This window comes from Paenibacillus sp. 1781tsa1 (assembly GCF_024159265.1).
In the GTDB taxonomy this organism is placed as follows: Bacteria; Bacillota; Bacilli; order Paenibacillales; family Paenibacillaceae; genus Paenibacillus.
On sequence record NZ_JAMYWY010000001.1, the window covers coordinates 2,827,408 to 2,843,902 of the forward strand.

Below are 16,495 nucleotides of genomic sequence, written 5' to 3' on the forward strand. Positions count from 1 at the left end.
AGCTTACATTATATTACAAGTGTTGACTGAAACTTTCCGAGGAAGGACATACAAATTTCGGTTAGAGCGACATAGACTGTTAGAAGGCTCCGTATCATAGGATTGTAATTCTTGCTGAAGGGGAGGTGAATTCCATTCCTCTTGTCGTTCGTTCAACCGTTAACGCTACGGGAGCAATTACGTTTACGGGCAATACGCTTGGACTGAGTCGTTCGGAAACAGCAGGGGTACCGGGAACACAGGACAGTATTGGTGGTTTTACCACAACCAACACCACCGTTCAGTATGGAACCTACCCACTGGGAACCACAAGCTTGTATCAGAGTAACAGTTCCGCTGCCATCCTTGTTCTTCCTGCGGGCAGTACCGTTCTGTATGCGGAATTAATCTGGGGCGGAAGTTATATCAATGGAACTGTCAATCTGAGCTCAGCGATCAACAATCCGGTAACGTTTATCACCCCTGCAGGTTCATTCAGTGTTACACCTGACCCGGCGACTTACAATCAGTTTGATCTGGGTAACAACGCCGCAGGTTATGTACGTTCAGCCAATGTAACGACACTTGTACAAAATGGGGGAGCAGGTACATATATCACCGGAGCGGTCGTGGGAACGATTGTGATTACGAATGATGCTACAGCCAATCATGCGGGATGGACGCTTGGCGTTATTTATCAGAATCCCAATCTCCCTTTTCGCAACATGTCTTTGCGTGCAGGCGGCGTACTTGTGCAATCCACTTCACCACCAGTCGTTACAACACTGACAGGATTCGCAACCCCTCTCTCCGGTGTACTCGGAGGAAGAGCACTGTTCAGTGCCCAGGAAGGTGACGCGAATCGAACAGGTGATCAGGCATTATTCGGGCCGACCTCTGCGACTTCAGTGGCCCTATCCGGGCCGAACAATCTGGCTGCGAACTTCTTTGCATCCCAAATCAATGGGGATACGGGAGCGCTTAACACAACGGGCACTTTCGGAACTCGAAATCAGATCAACGGAGCTCCGGGTTCCAACATCGTTGGCGGTCGTCAAGGCTGGGATATTACCAATGTGGATGTATCTGCCAGGCTGATTAACAATCAATCCTCCGCAGTACTTACGCTAACGACTTCAGGCGATGCATACATCGTTAATGGCAATGCCATTCAGGTCGATATTAACGCACCAAGAATTACCGTATCGAAGGGGTCAACGGCCACCGGTGCGGTAGCAGGGGATAGCATTCTCTATACGGTTACGGTTGCCAATGCAGGTACAGCCAGTGCTGCCAGTGTAGTTCTATCCGACTCATTGCCTGCAGGACTTACTTTTATTCCTGGGAGCGTCACAGTTGCAGGTGTACCCCGCCCAACACTGGATATAACCGCAGGTATTCCGCTGGGTGCATTAAACCTGTCAAGCAGTATTGTTGTAACCTACCGGGCACTTATCGGACAGGATGCAAGCATCTTGCAGCTTGTGAATTCGGCCAATGCAGCTTTTACGTTTCAGAGTGTGGCAGGAGGGCCGACGATTACTGGCGTAATTCCCTCCAACAACTCCACACTTCCTGTATATTCACCGAACCTGTCCATTGTGAAGTCGGCGAGTACCACCAATGCCACGGTGGGTGACACGGTAACGTACACGCTTCAGGTAAACAATGGAGGGAATGTTGCGGCTAGCGTCACATTGACAGATAACATCCCAAGTGGCAGTTCGTATGTAGCAGGCAGCTTCCGCCTGAACGGAAATGTCATTGCAGGCGCCAATCCCGCGACTGGTGTGAATTTGGGCAGCCTTGCTGCGGGTAGCGCGAATACCGTTACCTTTCAAGTGCTGGTCACAAGCTTGCCTACACCGCCAACCCTTGTGGATCAGGCTACCGCTTCGTATTCGTTTAACTCGCCTGACGGAAGGACCATAACAGGAACAATAGTGTCTAACACCTTGACGATTCCGGTGACTTTGCCCAATGTAACCGCAGTTAAATCCGCTTCCGTCAGTGATGTAGCCGTAGGGGAGACATTCACCTACACCGTGGTTACCACGAACGGTGGCATTCAGCCGATTAACAATGTGATTCTGACGGATGCTCTCCCGGCAGGAACTATATTTGTTCCGGGAAGTGTCACCGTAAGAGGAGCGGCCGTTGCATCGGCTAATCCGAACAGTGGCATATCTGTTGGAACATTGACTGCGGGAAGTTCCGCAACGGTGACGTTTCAGGTTACGGTTCAATCCTTGCCTGCATCAGGATCGCTGCTTAATCGGGCTTCTGTGTCCTATAGTTCAGGTACCTTTACGGGTATTTCCAACTCCAATTCGATCACTACTCCTGTGTACCAGCCGGTCATTGCGATTAATAAATCGGCGAGTCAAACGAATGCGACGCTGGGAGATCAGCTTGCATATACACTTGTGGTGACAAACAGCGGAAACATAGCTGCTCAAGTTACGGTAACCGATACGATCCCTGCAGGACTGACGTTTGTTCCGAATTCGGTAACAGTGAATGGTACTGCGCGTCCGGGAACCAGCCCATTAACCGGTATAACGCTGGGCAGTCTCTCGCCAGGAGCTACAGCTACGGTCGTATTTCGCGCAACACTGAGTACACTTCCATCTCCGCCAACACTGGAGAATCAGGGTACCGCAACTTATACGTACCAGCTTCCCAGCGGACGGAATCTCTCAGGGTCAAGTCAATCCAATATCGTTCGAATACCTGCATCGGCCCCTAATATTTCGATTAGCAAAACGGTAAACACACCTGATGCGACTGTAGGAGACATCCTTACCTATACCGTTATTGCAACTAATGCCGGAATTAGTGCAGTCCAAAATCTGGTGATTTCGGATACGCCGACCGGCTCAGAGTTTGTGCCGGGCAGTGTCACCATTAACGGAACAGCTTCCGCAAGTGCAAGTCCGGTCTCAGGCATTGTTGTCGGAACCTTAAACAGCTCAAGCAGCGTCACCGTGACATACCAGACCAGAGTGACGTCTGTTCCTTCCACAGGATCAGCTACCAACCGTGCCAGCGCAGCCTTTACGTCGGGAAGTTTTAATGGTGTCTCTTCATCGATTACGGTTAGTACACCCATATTTCAGCCCGTCATTCAAGTGGTGAAATCAGCAAGTACAACGAATCTGACGGTAGGAGATACCTTTAATTACAGCATTCAGATTAACAACACAGGTAACATCGCAGCTTCGGTTACCTTGACGGATCCGATTCCTGCGGGAGCTGTTTTCAGTACGAACAGTGTCATTATTAACGGTGTACCCACACCAGGTGTAAGTCCGGCAGCAGGTATTAGTTTGGGCTCAATTCCAGCCAACTCAAGCACAACAGTTACTTTTGTCGCCACGGTAACAAGTTTGCCTGATTCAAGACAGTTGACTAACCAGGCGGTTGCTTCATTCTCATACACACTTCCAAGTGGAAGAGCGATTGCCGGATTCTCGTCTTCCAACACCATCACTATTCCTGTCTCTCTACCCAATGTAACGATTGTTAATAGTGACAATGTAGATTACGGCGTAGTCGGGGATGTCATCAGGTACACATCTGTTATTCGCAACAACGGAACCGTAGCAGTTAACAATGTGGTATATGTCAACCCTCTTCCTCCGAATACCCCATTTGTACCCGGAAGCGTCATTGTGAACGGGACTTCATTCCCGCTCTTCAATCCGACCGCCGGTATTCCAATCGGTACTTTGGCTCCAGGAGCTGAGGTTACCGTAACTTTTGAGGTGACGATTACCATGCCGATCCCTTCGCAGATTAACAATCAGTCGACGGTCAGTTTCACATCTGGTTCATTTTCGGGGTCATCCTCCTCCAATACAACACAGACGCCGGTTATCCAACCGCAGATTTCACTCGTCAAAACCGCCAATACAGTCAATGCCACCGTAGGTGACACGGTTGTATACACGGTGACTGTCAGCAACACGGGCAATTTGCAGGCCAATGTTACCCTCACAGATACGATTCCTGCTGCGACTTCTTTTGTAGCTAACAGTGTTGTTGTTTCAGGTGTGCCGCAGCCTGGAGCGACGCCGGGAACAGGTATTCCAGTAGGCATTGTTGCAGCTGGAGCCACAGCGGTTGTCACGTTTGCTGTGGTTGTGGATACACTTCCATCTCCGCAGCAGCTTAGCAACTTTGCTACATCTTCCTTTACCTTTACACCTCCGGACGGACGTACGTTGACAGGAACAGCCACTTCAAATACGCTGACGTTTCCGGTCTCTTCTCCAAACGTTGCTGTCGTTAAAAGTACACCTTCAACTGCGGCAGCGGTAGGTGATACCGTCACTTACTCCGTTCAGGTAACAAACAGTGGTATAGCTCCTGTAAACAATATTCAGTTTTCAGACCCGGTTCCTGCAGGGGCTTCCTTTGTCACAGGCAGTGTGACCGTGAATGGAGTAGCTCAACCTGCAGCCAATCCGGCAGGGGGGATATCACTCGGCACACTTGCTCCAGGAGCGTCCGCAACTGTAACTTTTGCCTTTCGTGTGGATGCGATACCGCCAAGCGGCCAGCTGAGTAATCGATCCACAGTCAGTTTTACATCAGGGACTTTCTCGAGCACAACGTTTTCCAATACGGTGGTCACACCGGTATTCCAGCCCATTCTCACTGCAACAAAGGCGGCAAGCACACAGAACGCTACTGTAGGTGACACGGTTAGCTACACGGTTACTGTATCCAACACGGGTAACTATGGGGCCCAAATTAACCTGACGGACAATATCCCAACGGGAACCATTCTCGTTCCGAACAGTGTCATTGTGAATGGCCAGCCGTTGCCTGCCGCCAATCCAGCCACAGGTATTTCGGCAGGCACTGTCGCTGCCGGTGCGACTACAACCATTACTTTTTCTGTCGTTATCGATACTTTGCCGTCTCCGCAACAGCTGGTAAATCAGGCTTCGGTGGCTCTTTCCTTCACATTGCCGGACGGTCGGACGATTACAGGCTCTGTTCTGTCCAATGTACTTACCATCACCGTGTCGGCTCCGGATGTCGATGTAGTGAAATCGACGACATCAACGTCGGTCTCTGTTGGCGATATTGTGACATACAGCGTAGCAGTGACAAATAACGGAATTGCGACGGTCAGTAATGTAGTCTTCACAGACGCGGTACCGGCAAGCACCGTTCTTGCGCCAACTGGCGTATTTGTTGATGGGGTTCTTCGCCCAGGTGCCAACCCCTCAACCGGGATCACCATTGGTTCCATTGCCCCTGGGGCTACCGTGACGGTAGTATTTAGTGTTCAAGTTACTTCGCTCCCGGCAAGTGCCGTTTTGAACAATCAATCCACGGTCAGCTTTACATCCGGCGCGTTCTCAGCCACCACGTTCTCCAATACGGTTACAACGCCGGTGTTCCAGCCGATCCTGACGGCGGTCAAAACGGGAGATCAGGCGATAGCCACGGTAGGGGATACCGTTGTGTACAGCATCGCTATCTCCAATGCCGGGAACTACGGAGCCTCTGTTACGTTGACGGATACGATCCCTGCGGGAACCGAGCTTGTGCCCAATAGTGTGATCGTCAATGGTGCATCTGTACCGGGCGCCGATCCGGCTTCGGGTATTCCGCTGGGCGTTGTGTCAACAACAACCATGGTTATGTTCTCGGTTGTCATTGTCACTCTTCCTTTGAGCCAATCGATAACGAATCAGGCTTCTGCAACCTTTACGTATACGCTGCCAGACGGAAGAACACTGGGAGGCAGTCTAACATCCAATTCGCTCAACATTCAGGTATCTGCACCGGATGTCAGTGTAACGAAAACAACAACGTCGGTAGATGCAGTGGTCGGCGACACGATTGTGTACCAGATGGTTGTGACCAATAACGGAATTGATCCCGTTAACAATGTGGTACTAACCGATCCGATCGATCCAGCTACCACATTTGTCGCCGGAAGTGTTCTGGTGGATGGTGTTCCGCGTACCTCGGCTAACCCAGCATTGGGCATCGCCATTGGATCACTAGCTCCGGGTGCCTCAGCAGCAATATCCTATGCAGTGCGAGTCAATACGCTGCCTACACCACCTGTTGTGAGCAGTCAGTCAGCCGTAAGTTTCACATCGGGTGTCTTCTCGGGTGCTTCATACTCGAATATCGTAGTCACACCGATTTATCAACCAATCATTGCCGTGACCAAAACGGCAAATACATCTAATGCTACGATCGGTGACACCATCGTTTACTCTTTTACCATCAACAACAGCGGAAATCTGGCTGCCAATCTAACCTTGACGGATGACATTCCGGATGGAACTGTGCTTCTTCCGAACAGTGTTTTAATTGATGGTGTGCCGCAGCCAGGAGCCAATCCGGAAACAGGCATTGTTGTAGGCACCATACCGCCAGGGGGATCCGTTAATGTGACCGTCACCCTGGAAGTTACCGTGGATTCGCTGCCGCAAGATCAGCGGTTGACTAACCAAGCCGTGGCCAATTATACATTTAGTCCGCCGGATGGCCGTCAATTAACGGGTACGGTGTCTTCCAACGTCCTTGTGATTCCAGTATCTGCACCTAACGTGACGGTTGTCAAAAGCACTGATGCCATTGATGCTGTTGTCGGTGATGTAATCACTTATACGGTTGTTGTAACAAATGCCGGTATTGAAGTGGTCAATAATGTGGTCATGGTTGACCCTGTACCAGTAGGAACGGTGTTTGTACCTGGAAGCATAACGGTGGATGGAGTTGCAAGACCAACCGGCAATCCGAATACCGGAATAACACTCGGATCGATTGCTGCTGGTGCTTCGGTGACCGTGACATTCAGAGTAGAGGTTGTGGTGATATGAGCCAATCTTCCGGTCCGTTGTCCCACTGGCTACAGAATCAGTCCCTGGTTCGATTCAGCTCGGGTACGACTGAACTGGAACAGGTGGCATATTCCAATACCGTAGTCACCCCATGGGTTGGCCCCAGACTTGAAGTAAGAAAGGGATCCAATGTGACTGTAGCTGCACTGGGGCAGTCACTAACTTATCAGATTGAGATTACGAATTCTGGTAATCGAACCGCCATCGTGCATGTAGTGGATCCGCTCTCGGAAGATACGTCACTGCTTCCGAATAGTGTGCTTCGTGATGGGATTCCATTGCCCGGTGCATCACCCCAGCTTGGGCTGCCTCCTGCGGAGGTCACGCCGGGAGCCACACTACGTTACCACTTTCAAGTTGCCATCGTGCGTTTGCCTCCGACACTGAAGCTGTTGAATCAGGCGCAGGTAAACTATGAATTTCTAACACCAGAAGGCAGAACGGTTACAGGCAGAGAACTTTCAAATACCGTTGAGGTCACTCTGGCCTCATCCCGTCTGGAGGTGTTCCTTCAGTCGGACCATATTTCGACCTTCTCAGGGGATATGGTTTTGTACAGTGTCGTTGTGAGCAATCCGGGATTTCTGACAGCTACAGGTGCCAAGGTGACCATCGCTTTGGCTCCTGGCCTTGTATTTATTCCTGCAAGTGTTGTTATTAATGGAATGTTTGCCCCCCAGATGACCCCGGATTCTGGAATAGAGATCGGTGACATTGAGCCCGGAAGTTCTGTTACCATTCAATACCGGGTACAGGTTGTTTCGGTAAGGGATGCTGAGAGCATTCCAACTCAGGCGGTGCTGGAGTATACTTCTTCAGGCAAGCAGGAAGTCGTATATTCAAACAAAGTTACACTTGAAGTCATCCAGCCTTTTATCTCGATTCAAAAAAAGGTACATCCGGTAGTTGTCTCATTGGATGACATCGTACAATATGACATTACCATTGCGAATGAAAGTAATTATGCGGTGGATGCCAAAGTATCGGATTCATTGCCGGCCAGTATGACGTTTGTTGAAGGGAGCCTCAGCTGGAATGGGGTCAAGCGGCCCGGGGCCAATCCTGTCAAGGGAGTTAGTCTGGGCACATTAACTGCACGGTCTATCGTCAATATTCAATTTGAAGCAAAGATTATTGAACAAAGGACTGCCATGTCTGATCCATCCGAGCTGGTTAACCAAGCGCGTCTCTTGTATACGTATCGATTGCCAGATTCACGAACGGTGCAGCGCATAGCTGCTTCCAACGAAGCAACGGTCTACCTGAAAAGCCCGATGATCAAGGTTTACGTTGGAGTAAATCCTAATCTTGTTGAGCAGGGAGGATTTGTATCTTTTCAGGTCCGGGTTGAGAATACAGGCTCTCTGTCTGCCCGTGTACAATTGACAGGCGTTCTTCCACCGGGAGCCAAATGGCGTGGTCAGGCGGAAGGTCAGGTTCAATGGAACATACCCGAATACTCTTCGCCAAGGTATCTACATCTGGGGGAACTGGCCCCGGGCGCGGAGAAAAATATCTCCTATGTAGCGCAGTTATCTCCAGAGGAGACGGGAACGCTGAATGGTTTCCTGACTGCCCTGTATACTTATGAACTGAACGGACAGAGACGAAGCGGTGAAGCTCGATCGAACGAGTATACGATTGTTATAGAATACCGTGAAGAATAACGCCAACCAGCTTACGTATGATGAATTGGAAAATTTGCTCCAATGAACTGTCATGACATTACACGAACGCAAATGAATGGTATACTAATTGAATACGAACTCGGCAATCAACCCGTGGAATCGGGACGTCGGAGTAGAGGAGGCAGCCACATTGGCAAAAGCAAAAGTAGCAAAAAGACCTACACGGGATGAATTTGAACTTGAAGAGTTGGGAAATCAACTGGTTGAAGCCTTTCGTGAACGTTCGGAAGTACTGTTGACCGTATGGGGCAAAGAAGACCAAGTGCAAGGAGTCATTGTCAAAATGGACTCCCGTACACGACTTGTGCATGTAGAGTATACCGAAGAAGAGTTCACGGCGAAGGTGCCTTTTCTGGATATCATGCGTGTGCAATCTCCCCGGTATTGAACGAAAAAAACAGCAATCTGAATAATAAGGGCATCCGCCCTGTCAAAGTCGTACTTCCTGCATAAGATATCCCATACCTGTTGCAGAGGAGGTACGGTCAATGAGCGAAGTATTAGGTGGAGAAACAAGAGGCTACGGATACGGAGGTTTCACTTCTGTAGGTGCCATTCTGGTTCTGTTCATCCTGTTGGTTATCATCTCCAAAGCGTTCTTGGTATAATTTCATATCTCCAAAGAATGAAAGAAGCTCTGCCATCACGGCAGAGCTTTTTTGTTCGTTCAGATCTTGGATGGTTGTTTGCGGCTGAACAAGCCATAGAGAATCACAATAAGAACCGGGTACAATACCGCCCATCCGGCAAAAGGGAATACGATCGCTGTGGCTACAAAGGAAATCCAGCTGATGATCACGCCGGTGCGACTGCCTTTCAATAACCGGATGCCTGCTGCACAGCCCCCAAGATATGTGAGGATAAAGGTTGCATTGGGAAGTTGAATCAGCGTTGTAAGTGAAACGATGCCGCTTGCATAGACACTTAGCACCAGAATGAAGCAGATCCCCAGGAATCCGATTGCTGCTACAGGTGTGTGGAATCGATTGGACAGATGAGCCATCCAACGCGGTGCAGCCCCTTGTCTCGCGAGTGCATAACCAACCCGTGAAGCTGCCCCAGCATAGGCAATGACGGTTGCAGTACAGATAAATATGCCAGTCAGTCCAGCGATCCAGGCACCCCAGATACCGAGGGGTTGGCTAATGATCCATACGAGGGATACATCTGCCCCGCCGTGAAGATAACTTTGCGTGCCTACGGTAGCCAGAGCTGTCAGGAAATAGAGCACACCTACGATAATCGCAGCGATAGTTACACCTTTAATGGCTGCTTTACGAGGATCAGTGAATTCTTCAGACAAGTGAGATACCGCCTCCCAGCCAATAAAACACCAGAACAGAATCGCCCCGGCTTGACCGATACTGACCCAGCCATGAGGCATGAATGGAGTATAATGGATGGAGTCCATGTTGGGAAGAGCCAGTACAAAGGCCATCACAAGCACAGCAACAATAGCGATGACGACACCTATCTGTACTTTACCCGCAACTTGCATACCAACGATATTAATGATCAATCCAATCGCCAGCATTATAGCAGCAATCGCAATTCTAATATGTTCACCTAGCCCCAACGCAGCCGTCATATATCCTGCACCAGTCAGAGCTGCGACAGGAGCTCCTATGGGTACTGACATCAAAAAGAACCAGCCAATGATTGTTCCGGCACGTTGTCCGAAAGCAAGGGTGACGAAATGGGATACACCGCCTGCATCGGGATATCGAGCAGATAATAATCCCATGGATAAAGCGAGTGGCAGAATTAGCAGGACCATGCCGCCCCAAGCCAATAGCGAAGCTGGACCTGCCAGTTCAGCAGCCAGTCCGGGTACAATCAGGACACCTGAACCGAGTACTGCACTTACATAGAGCGCAACGGCTTGCGGCATGCCGATTGTTTTTTTGAGCTGTGAAGAGGTGTTCATGTTATTATATTAGCCTACCTTCCAGATTGGAATTATTCTGATAATGACTATGTAATTATATAGGAGGAGAACCATTCAGTCATTGGCGAATTTTGTAGAAAATCGGTGTAAGTCCTGCTGGCGTTATGTTAGAATATAACCATCCCTAGAGAAAGAAAGAGGTGTTTGGATAATGAGCCAAGAGTTAACAGCATCTTTAAATGAACAGATGAACTTCGAGTTTTATTCCGCTCATGTATATCTGGCTATGGCAGCCTATTGTTCCAGCAAAAGTCTGGATGGATTTGCGAACTTCTTCATTGTGCAAGCCGAAGAGGAGCGATTCCATGGTATGAAAATATACAAATTCCTGAATGACCGTGGACAACGTGCTACATTAGCGGCTTTGCCAGAACCGAAGAATGAATATGCTTCGATGCTGGATGTGTTTGAGCATGGTTATGCCCATGAACAGCAAAACACGAAAAAATTCTATAATCTGGCTGACATCGCTCTGAATGAACGTGAACATGCGACGATGTATTTCCTGAAATGGTTCATTGATGAGCAAGTTGAAGAGGAAGCATTGTTTGACAACATTATTCAGAAGTTGCGCCGCATTGAAAAAGACAGCAATGCTTTCTATATGCTGGATGCCGAGTTTGGCAAACGTTCATTCACTGCTCCAGCTGAATAACTTATAAGTTGGGAGTCGATAAGATTCCAGCGAAATAACACCATTTACATACAGCATGAGGAAATCACCCTCAAAGCAATAGGGGTTAGGTCTCCTTGCAAGGGATGACGGGTTGATGCCATATGCTGATTGAAGACGAAAAAGCTTGCACTTGTGCAGGCTTTTTTTGCATGCTTAGCTATTTAATTATGGTATTGATTTGCTTGAATTGGAGCAAAAGTCTATCAAAATCCTGAATGTGGGTAATAAAGGATATGTCACAATTGATCTATCCTGACGGGATCTTTATTTTGCTCAAATCTATCAAATTCGTATTAAATTTTAGGTTTATCTGACAAAAGTGTAACTCTACCGTAGCCTTTGAAGCGAGAACAGGAGTCACTACCTTTGATAGTATTAGGATTAATCGCCAAGGGATGAAGGTAGAACAACATGGACACCCGGGGAAATAAAACACACAAGGGAGATTTTTTAATGATGTTACATATTCGCAAATCTATCATGGTCACACTTGCTATTTTACTAATCATTCCACTATTATTGCCGCAGTCGGTATCTGCCAAATCCGCTACTTCCAAGGATAGTGCAAGCAAAGAAAATTCCAAAATCATATATCTGACTTTTGATGATGGGCCCACCGCTCATACGGGTCAGTTACTGGATATTCTGGATCAGTATAATGCGAAGGCCACGTTTTTCATGCTGGGTCCTCAGATGGAGAAATTTCAGAAGGCTACCAAACGAATTGTAGCTGACGGGCATGGATTGGGTTTGCATGGTGTGAGTCACGTTCCAAGCAAATTTTATAAATCCGCATATAGCGGATTGAAAGAGATGCAACAGGCCAATGTAAGTCTGAACAAGGTTGCTGGAGTTAAAACAAGTCTCGTTCGGACGCCATATGGTAGTAAACCATATCTCAAACCGGCATTCCGTAACGTGCTGCTGGGTCAGGGTGGATTCCATCTATGGGATTGGAATGTGGATTCGGAAGACTGGAAATACAAGAAAGATCATCAGAAAGTCTATAACAGTGTAATGAAGCAGATCCACCATGTGCAAAAGAGCGGGATAACGCCAGTTGTGCTTATGCACGACCAGGAAGCGACGCTAAAAGTATTACCGCAAGTATTAAAAACATTGAAGGCAGAAGGGTATCGTTTTGAAGTATTAAGCAAGAAAGTGCAGCCGGTTAACTTCTGGAACGACAAACGTTAATATTTTCAATTTTCCAATTCAATCAGACGATAGAGTAGACCCTGATAATAGATTGGCTAAAACGAAGGAGGTACACATCATGAAGAAACAATCATTATGGATAACTATTCCGGTAACGACAGCCGTTTTACTTGCTCTGGCAGGATGTGGCGGACCGGATTCGAATGCTTCATCATCAGAGAGTAGTTCTTCACCAACGACAACAGTGGGTGAACAGACCGAGAATGGCAGCGGTGGTGCTGATTTTTCTAATGAAAATGAAACAGGAACCAACGAGAACACGGGAACAGTGAATAGTGTAGAAACATCAGGAACGCAGGCGGGCGGAAACCATACTGCCACAGGTCAATCAGGTGTGAATGATGTGATCAAGCAAGTTCGCAACCAGTTGAAGATGGAGAATGCAGCGTTACCGACTTCATTCCCATTGGACAAAGGCGCATATTTGGGTGCAGCAATACCGTCCAATGCGGCTGATGCATTTAAAGTGAACTTCTACGCCACCACTCAATCCGTTGCTGTTAATGATCAATCTTTAACGGCATCTGGCAGTAAGATACCTGTACTGGCTTCCTATGAAGTGAAGACTTATAAGAACCCTGATCAGGATAGTATTTTCCCTGAGACGGACCTGAAAGATATTCCAGCAGATATGGCTGTGGACCTGGGACATGGTATTAAAGGCATGACTGAAGGTGCCGCAGGCAGTCAATATCTGACTTGGCAAGAAGGCAGATGGACGCTGCAAATTCGTTCCGTTTCCGAAGATGGAATGAATAATCCGGGCATAGCGAAGAAAATGGTGGAGTACCTGGAGTCACACACATTGCCTGTACCCAAAGATAAAGGGTATATCAAGGTTGAATATCCAAGTGGTGGAAAGTCTGTTCATGTAACGATCTCATGGCAGGACGGTAATAAAATTCATCAGCTTAAGACCGATCAAGTACCACTAGAAGCTCTTGGCATGGCTGTATCTGTGAAATCTTGAGTAATTTATGGATATCTGAACTGTAGAAGAGATGAGTGTTGGATGGTTGCGGTATATAAATAAAAAGGTTGGCCCAGAAAAAATCCTGGGCCAACCTTTTTATTTAGAGATGTTATGAAAGCATGTAAAGCGGGATTACATGCTTATTTATGTTTCAATGGGTTAAAGCGGTACTTTCATTTGAACCACCCTTTTTCCTTAGAACGAGTGATGGCCTCAATGCGATTACTTGCATTTAACTTGTTGAGAATAATGGAGATGTAGTTACGCACCGTGCCCGTTGTGATGAACAGATGCCCGGCTATTTCCTTGGTGTTTTTCCCATCTGCCATGAGGCCGAGTACGGCATTCTCCCGTTCTGTCAGAGGATTTTCTTCTACATAAGCTTCATCTACCAAGTCGGGAGCGAAGATGCGTCTGCCATTCATAACTTGGCGGATCGCCTCGGCAAGTTCTTCAATTGGACTGTCCTTGAGCAGGTAACCACGGACACCGCCTTTTAAGGCACGTTCGAAATATCCGGTCCGGGCAAAAGTGGTCAGGATAATGACCTTACAGCTCATTCCTTTGAGTTCTTCTGCGGCTTCGAGGCCGCTTTTCACGGGCATTTCGATATCCATCAGACAGATGTCTGGTGTAAGCTCCTGGACAAGGGCAAGGGCTTCCTGGCCGTTGCTGGCACGTCCGACGACTTCCATATCTTCCTCCAGATTGAGGAGAGAAGACAAGGCACCGAGCATCATGCGCTGATCTTCCGCGATTACAATTCTGATCATGATTCTTCCTCCTTTATCGGTTTGCGGACGAGTTTGGGAACATGAATAATAATCTCTGTACCCTGAATATCTGTATCAGATCGAATATCCAGACAGCCGTTTACAAATTCAAGTCGTTCTTTCATTCCCAAAATCCCTGTTCCTCGCCGCTCCTGTCTGTGTGATCGTTCTATTCCGACGCCGTTGTCTTGTACCGTGAGTATATTATTGGCGGGTGATTCCTCAATAATGATGGTACATGCTGTTGCCTGACTATGTTTGACCACATTAGTAACAGCTTCTTTCAAGCACATGCCAAGCACATTTTCATTCAATTGTGACGTGTCTTGTAACTTCGGATTGCCATCCAGTATATATTCAATGGAAGCGGCCTTCAGAATCTGCTCCGCCCGGAACAGTTCATCGACCAATTGAGTACCACGCATGGTGGTGACCATTTCCCGAACTTCCTTTAGAGCTGTGCTTGCCGTTTGTCTGAGGTCGTTCAATTCAATCTCAGCCTGATCGGGATTACTGCGGAGCAGTCGTCTCGCCAAATCGGTTTTCAGACCGATCAGAGAGAGTTTCTGTCCAAGTGTATCGTGCAGGTCACGAGCAATACGCTGGCGTTCTTCCATTTTTACGAGATCATCGAGTCGCTTGTTTGCATTCTCCAATTGGCCTTCCAATTGTTCAGTCTTGTTTTTGTTATACGTACTGATTGGAAGCAGGATGGAGGCCATTAAGCTGATGAATACAAACGGGAACTGACTCACCAATAATGAACTTTGATTGATAAAACCATAATTAATGGTTAGGAAACTGGCTCCCAAGTTCACCGAGTAGAGGGTGAAGAAACCAGCCTTATTTTTAATATTCCCAATAAAAAAAGCAAGAAACAATGAAAAGTAGGCATAATCATAGGCGATAGTCATCGTAATGGATATGGCAATGAGCAATCCAATCCACATGTATACCTGCCAGCCCTTGGTGATGAAGGCGAGCAGATAACAGACGAAGAAAACGAGAATGATAACAATGCCGGTTACCATCGTCCATAATTTGGAATATTGTGAAATGTAATAGAAGGGCAGGATGAAAAAGACGAGCCATACATAAGGATTTAACCCTGTATTTTTATAAAAAATCTGCATCCACTTCTGAATATGATTCTCCTCCTTGCACTTGTACTCAACCGTAGCATGACTATGGCTTGAACACAAGAAAACGAATCCGACAGAGTTAAGGCTTCTCTGTCAGACCCGCTGGATTCGTTACACGGATAGTCGGTTGAACATAAGGTTTGCGGGATAGACTTTTAAGCTGTCTAAAGCTAATGAACTGTTTAGAATCTTCATCCCACAGACGGAAGCGCAGAGCAACCAGACTGGAACGTAGTGTAATGGTGGTTGCTTTTTGCAAGGGTGGTGTTGCGTTATGTGCTTCTTCCAAGAAATAGTTAGGTACACGCGGGCTCAAGTGATGCACATGGTGAAACCCGATATTCCCACTGATCCATTGCAATAATTTTGGCAATTTGTAATAAGAACTACCTTCGACAGCTGCTTTTACATAACTCCATTCATCTTCATGTTCAAAATACGTCTCTTCGAACTGATGCTGCACGTAGAACAGCCAGATCCCAAAGAAACCGGAGAAGAAGAAGATAGGCGCCTGCACCATTACAAAAGCCTGCCATCCGACCAACCAGCACATGAATGCATAGAGCGCTACGATAAATACTGTAGTCAGGTGTGTATTGATGCGTTCTTTACGTCTTGCACCTTTGCGGTTAAAACGGTAAGCCAACAGAAACACGTAGATGGGTCCGATACAAAACAATACGAACGGGTTACGATAAATCCGATAGAAGAGGCGTCCCCAAGGAGAAGCTGCTTTGTATTCGTCAACCGTCATAACCCAGATATCACCTACACCACGTTTGTCAAGATTACTGCTTGTCGCGTGATGGATAGAATGCTCGTTTTTCCACTGCTGATAGGGTGTCACTGTTAATACACCAGTAATGGTACCAAGAATATCATTGGCACGTTTGCTCTTGAAGAATGAACCATGACAGCAGTCATGGAAGATAATGAATGTCCGTAGTACAAATCCGGATGCCACCAAGGCAATCGGGAAGGTCAGCCAGTAGGATACCGATAAGCTAAAGTAAGCCGCAGCCCATAGCAGGAAGAGCGGAAGCAATGTATTGATTAACTGACGGATACTTAATCTGAGATCATTTTTTTCGTAAGGGGTGACTTCTTTTTTTAGCGCCATTTCTTTATTTCTACTCATTGACGTGTGTCCTCCTTCAATCGTTATAACTGTATCAGCTACAACTTGACGTTTCCCGGTAAGACTTTCCTCTAGGAAGCGT

At 47.5% G+C, this 16,495-nt stretch carries 11 protein-coding genes; 7 read left to right on the forward strand and 4 right to left on the reverse strand.

Annotated elements, in window-relative coordinates:
• The first annotated feature begins 134 nt into the window (after nucleotides 1-134).
• The 4 genes from NKT06_RS12810 (at nucleotide 135) to NKT06_RS12825 (ending at nucleotide 9,153) form a co-directional block, all read left to right on the forward strand.
• Nucleotides 135-6,836 (forward strand): DUF7507 domain-containing protein, encoded by a 6,702-nt coding sequence (locus NKT06_RS12810; protein ID WP_483311620.1) that lies wholly within the window; start codon nucleotides 135-137, stop codon nucleotides 6,834-6,836.
• A complete protein-coding gene (locus NKT06_RS12815; protein WP_253434583.1) occupies nucleotides 6,833-8,524 on the forward strand; it encodes a COG1361 family protein in 1,692 nt (563 codons plus the stop codon). The genes NKT06_RS12810 and NKT06_RS12815 overlap by 4 nt, the downstream gene beginning before the upstream one ends.
• Before the next feature lie 151 nt (nucleotides 8,525-8,675).
• Nucleotides 8,676-8,933, forward strand: coding sequence for a YolD-like family protein (locus NKT06_RS12820; protein ID WP_036608707.1), 258 nt, complete (start codon nucleotides 8,676-8,678; stop codon nucleotides 8,931-8,933).
• Nucleotides 8,934-9,033: 100 nt separating this feature from the next.
• Nucleotides 9,034-9,153 carry a hypothetical protein gene (locus NKT06_RS12825; protein ID WP_017688846.1) on the forward strand — a complete coding sequence of 40 codons (120 nt, stop codon included), beginning with the start codon at nucleotides 9,034-9,036 and terminating at the stop codon, nucleotides 9,151-9,153.
• 59 nt (nucleotides 9,154-9,212) lie between these two features.
• Here NKT06_RS12825 and NKT06_RS12830 read toward each other — a convergent pair whose 3' ends face one another.
• Nucleotides 9,213-10,472: an amino acid permease gene (locus tag NKT06_RS12830; RefSeq protein ID WP_253434586.1), complete on the reverse strand. Its 1,260-nt coding sequence runs from the start codon at nucleotides 10,470-10,472 to the stop codon at nucleotides 9,213-9,215.
• A gap of 172 nt (nucleotides 10,473-10,644) precedes the next feature.
• Between NKT06_RS12830 and NKT06_RS12835 the strand changes: the two genes are divergently transcribed.
• The 3 genes from NKT06_RS12835 (at nucleotide 10,645) to NKT06_RS12845 (ending at nucleotide 13,357) form a co-directional block, all read left to right on the forward strand.
• Nucleotides 10,645-11,148: a ferritin gene (locus NKT06_RS12835; RefSeq protein WP_253434589.1), complete on the forward strand. Its 504-nt coding sequence runs from the start codon at nucleotides 10,645-10,647 to the stop codon at nucleotides 11,146-11,148.
• A 474-nt stretch (nucleotides 11,149-11,622) separates the two neighbouring features.
• Entirely contained in the window at nucleotides 11,623-12,366 is a 744-nt protein-coding gene (locus tag NKT06_RS12840; protein ID WP_253434593.1) for a polysaccharide deacetylase family protein, read from the forward strand.
• Nucleotides 12,367-12,445: 79 nt separating this feature from the next.
• A complete protein-coding gene (locus tag NKT06_RS12845; RefSeq protein ID WP_253434596.1) occupies nucleotides 12,446-13,357 on the forward strand; it encodes a hypothetical protein in 912 nt (303 codons plus the stop codon).
• 176 nt (nucleotides 13,358-13,533) lie between these two features.
• On the opposite strand, the gene NKT06_RS12850 is transcribed toward NKT06_RS12845, so the two are convergent.
• The 3 genes from NKT06_RS12850 to desA all read right to left on the reverse strand — a co-directional run bounded on the left by NKT06_RS12850 (nucleotide 13,534) and on the right by desA (nucleotide 16,413).
• Nucleotides 13,534-14,133 carry a response regulator transcription factor gene (locus NKT06_RS12850; protein ID WP_253434599.1) on the reverse strand — a complete coding sequence of 200 codons (600 nt, stop codon included), beginning with the start codon at nucleotides 14,131-14,133 and terminating at the stop codon, nucleotides 13,534-13,536.
• A complete protein-coding gene (locus NKT06_RS12855; RefSeq protein WP_253442520.1) occupies nucleotides 14,130-15,278 on the reverse strand; it encodes a histidine kinase in 1,149 nt (382 codons plus the stop codon). The genes NKT06_RS12850 and NKT06_RS12855 overlap by 4 nt, the downstream gene beginning before the upstream one ends.
• A 76-nt stretch (nucleotides 15,279-15,354) precedes the next feature.
• Nucleotides 15,355-16,413 (reverse strand): Delta(5) desaturase DesA, encoded by a 1,059-nt coding sequence (gene desA, locus NKT06_RS12860; RefSeq protein WP_253434602.1) that lies wholly within the window; start codon nucleotides 16,411-16,413, stop codon nucleotides 15,355-15,357.
• Nucleotides 16,414-16,495 lie beyond the last annotated feature (82 nt).

What these genes read in the sequence shown, in the direction of transcription:
- NKT06_RS12815 (WP_253434583.1), top strand. Translation starts at nt 6,833, where the DNA reads ATGAGCCAATCTTCCGGTCCGTTGTCCCACTGGCTACAGAATCAGTCC.
- NKT06_RS12845 (WP_253434596.1), top strand. Translation starts at nt 12,446, where the DNA reads ATGAAGAAACAATCATTATGGATAACTATTCCGGTAACGACAGCCGTT.
- NKT06_RS12850 (WP_253434599.1), bottom strand. Translation starts at nt 14,133, where the DNA reads ATGATCAGAATTGTAATCGCGGAAGATCAGCGCATGATGCTCGGTGCC.
- NKT06_RS12830 (WP_253434586.1), bottom strand. Translation starts at nt 10,472, where the DNA reads ATGAACACCTCTTCACAGCTCAAAAAAACAATCGGCATGCCGCAAGCC.
- NKT06_RS12840 (WP_253434593.1), top strand. Translation starts at nt 11,623, where the DNA reads ATGATGTTACATATTCGCAAATCTATCATGGTCACACTTGCTATTTTA.
- NKT06_RS12825 (WP_017688846.1), top strand. Translation starts at nt 9,034, where the DNA reads ATGAGCGAAGTATTAGGTGGAGAAACAAGAGGCTACGGATACGGAGGT.
- desA (WP_253434602.1), bottom strand. Translation starts at nt 16,413, where the DNA reads ATGAGTAGAAATAAAGAAATGGCGCTAAAAAAAGAAGTCACCCCTTAC.
- NKT06_RS12835 (WP_253434589.1), top strand. Translation starts at nt 10,645, where the DNA reads ATGAGCCAAGAGTTAACAGCATCTTTAAATGAACAGATGAACTTCGAG.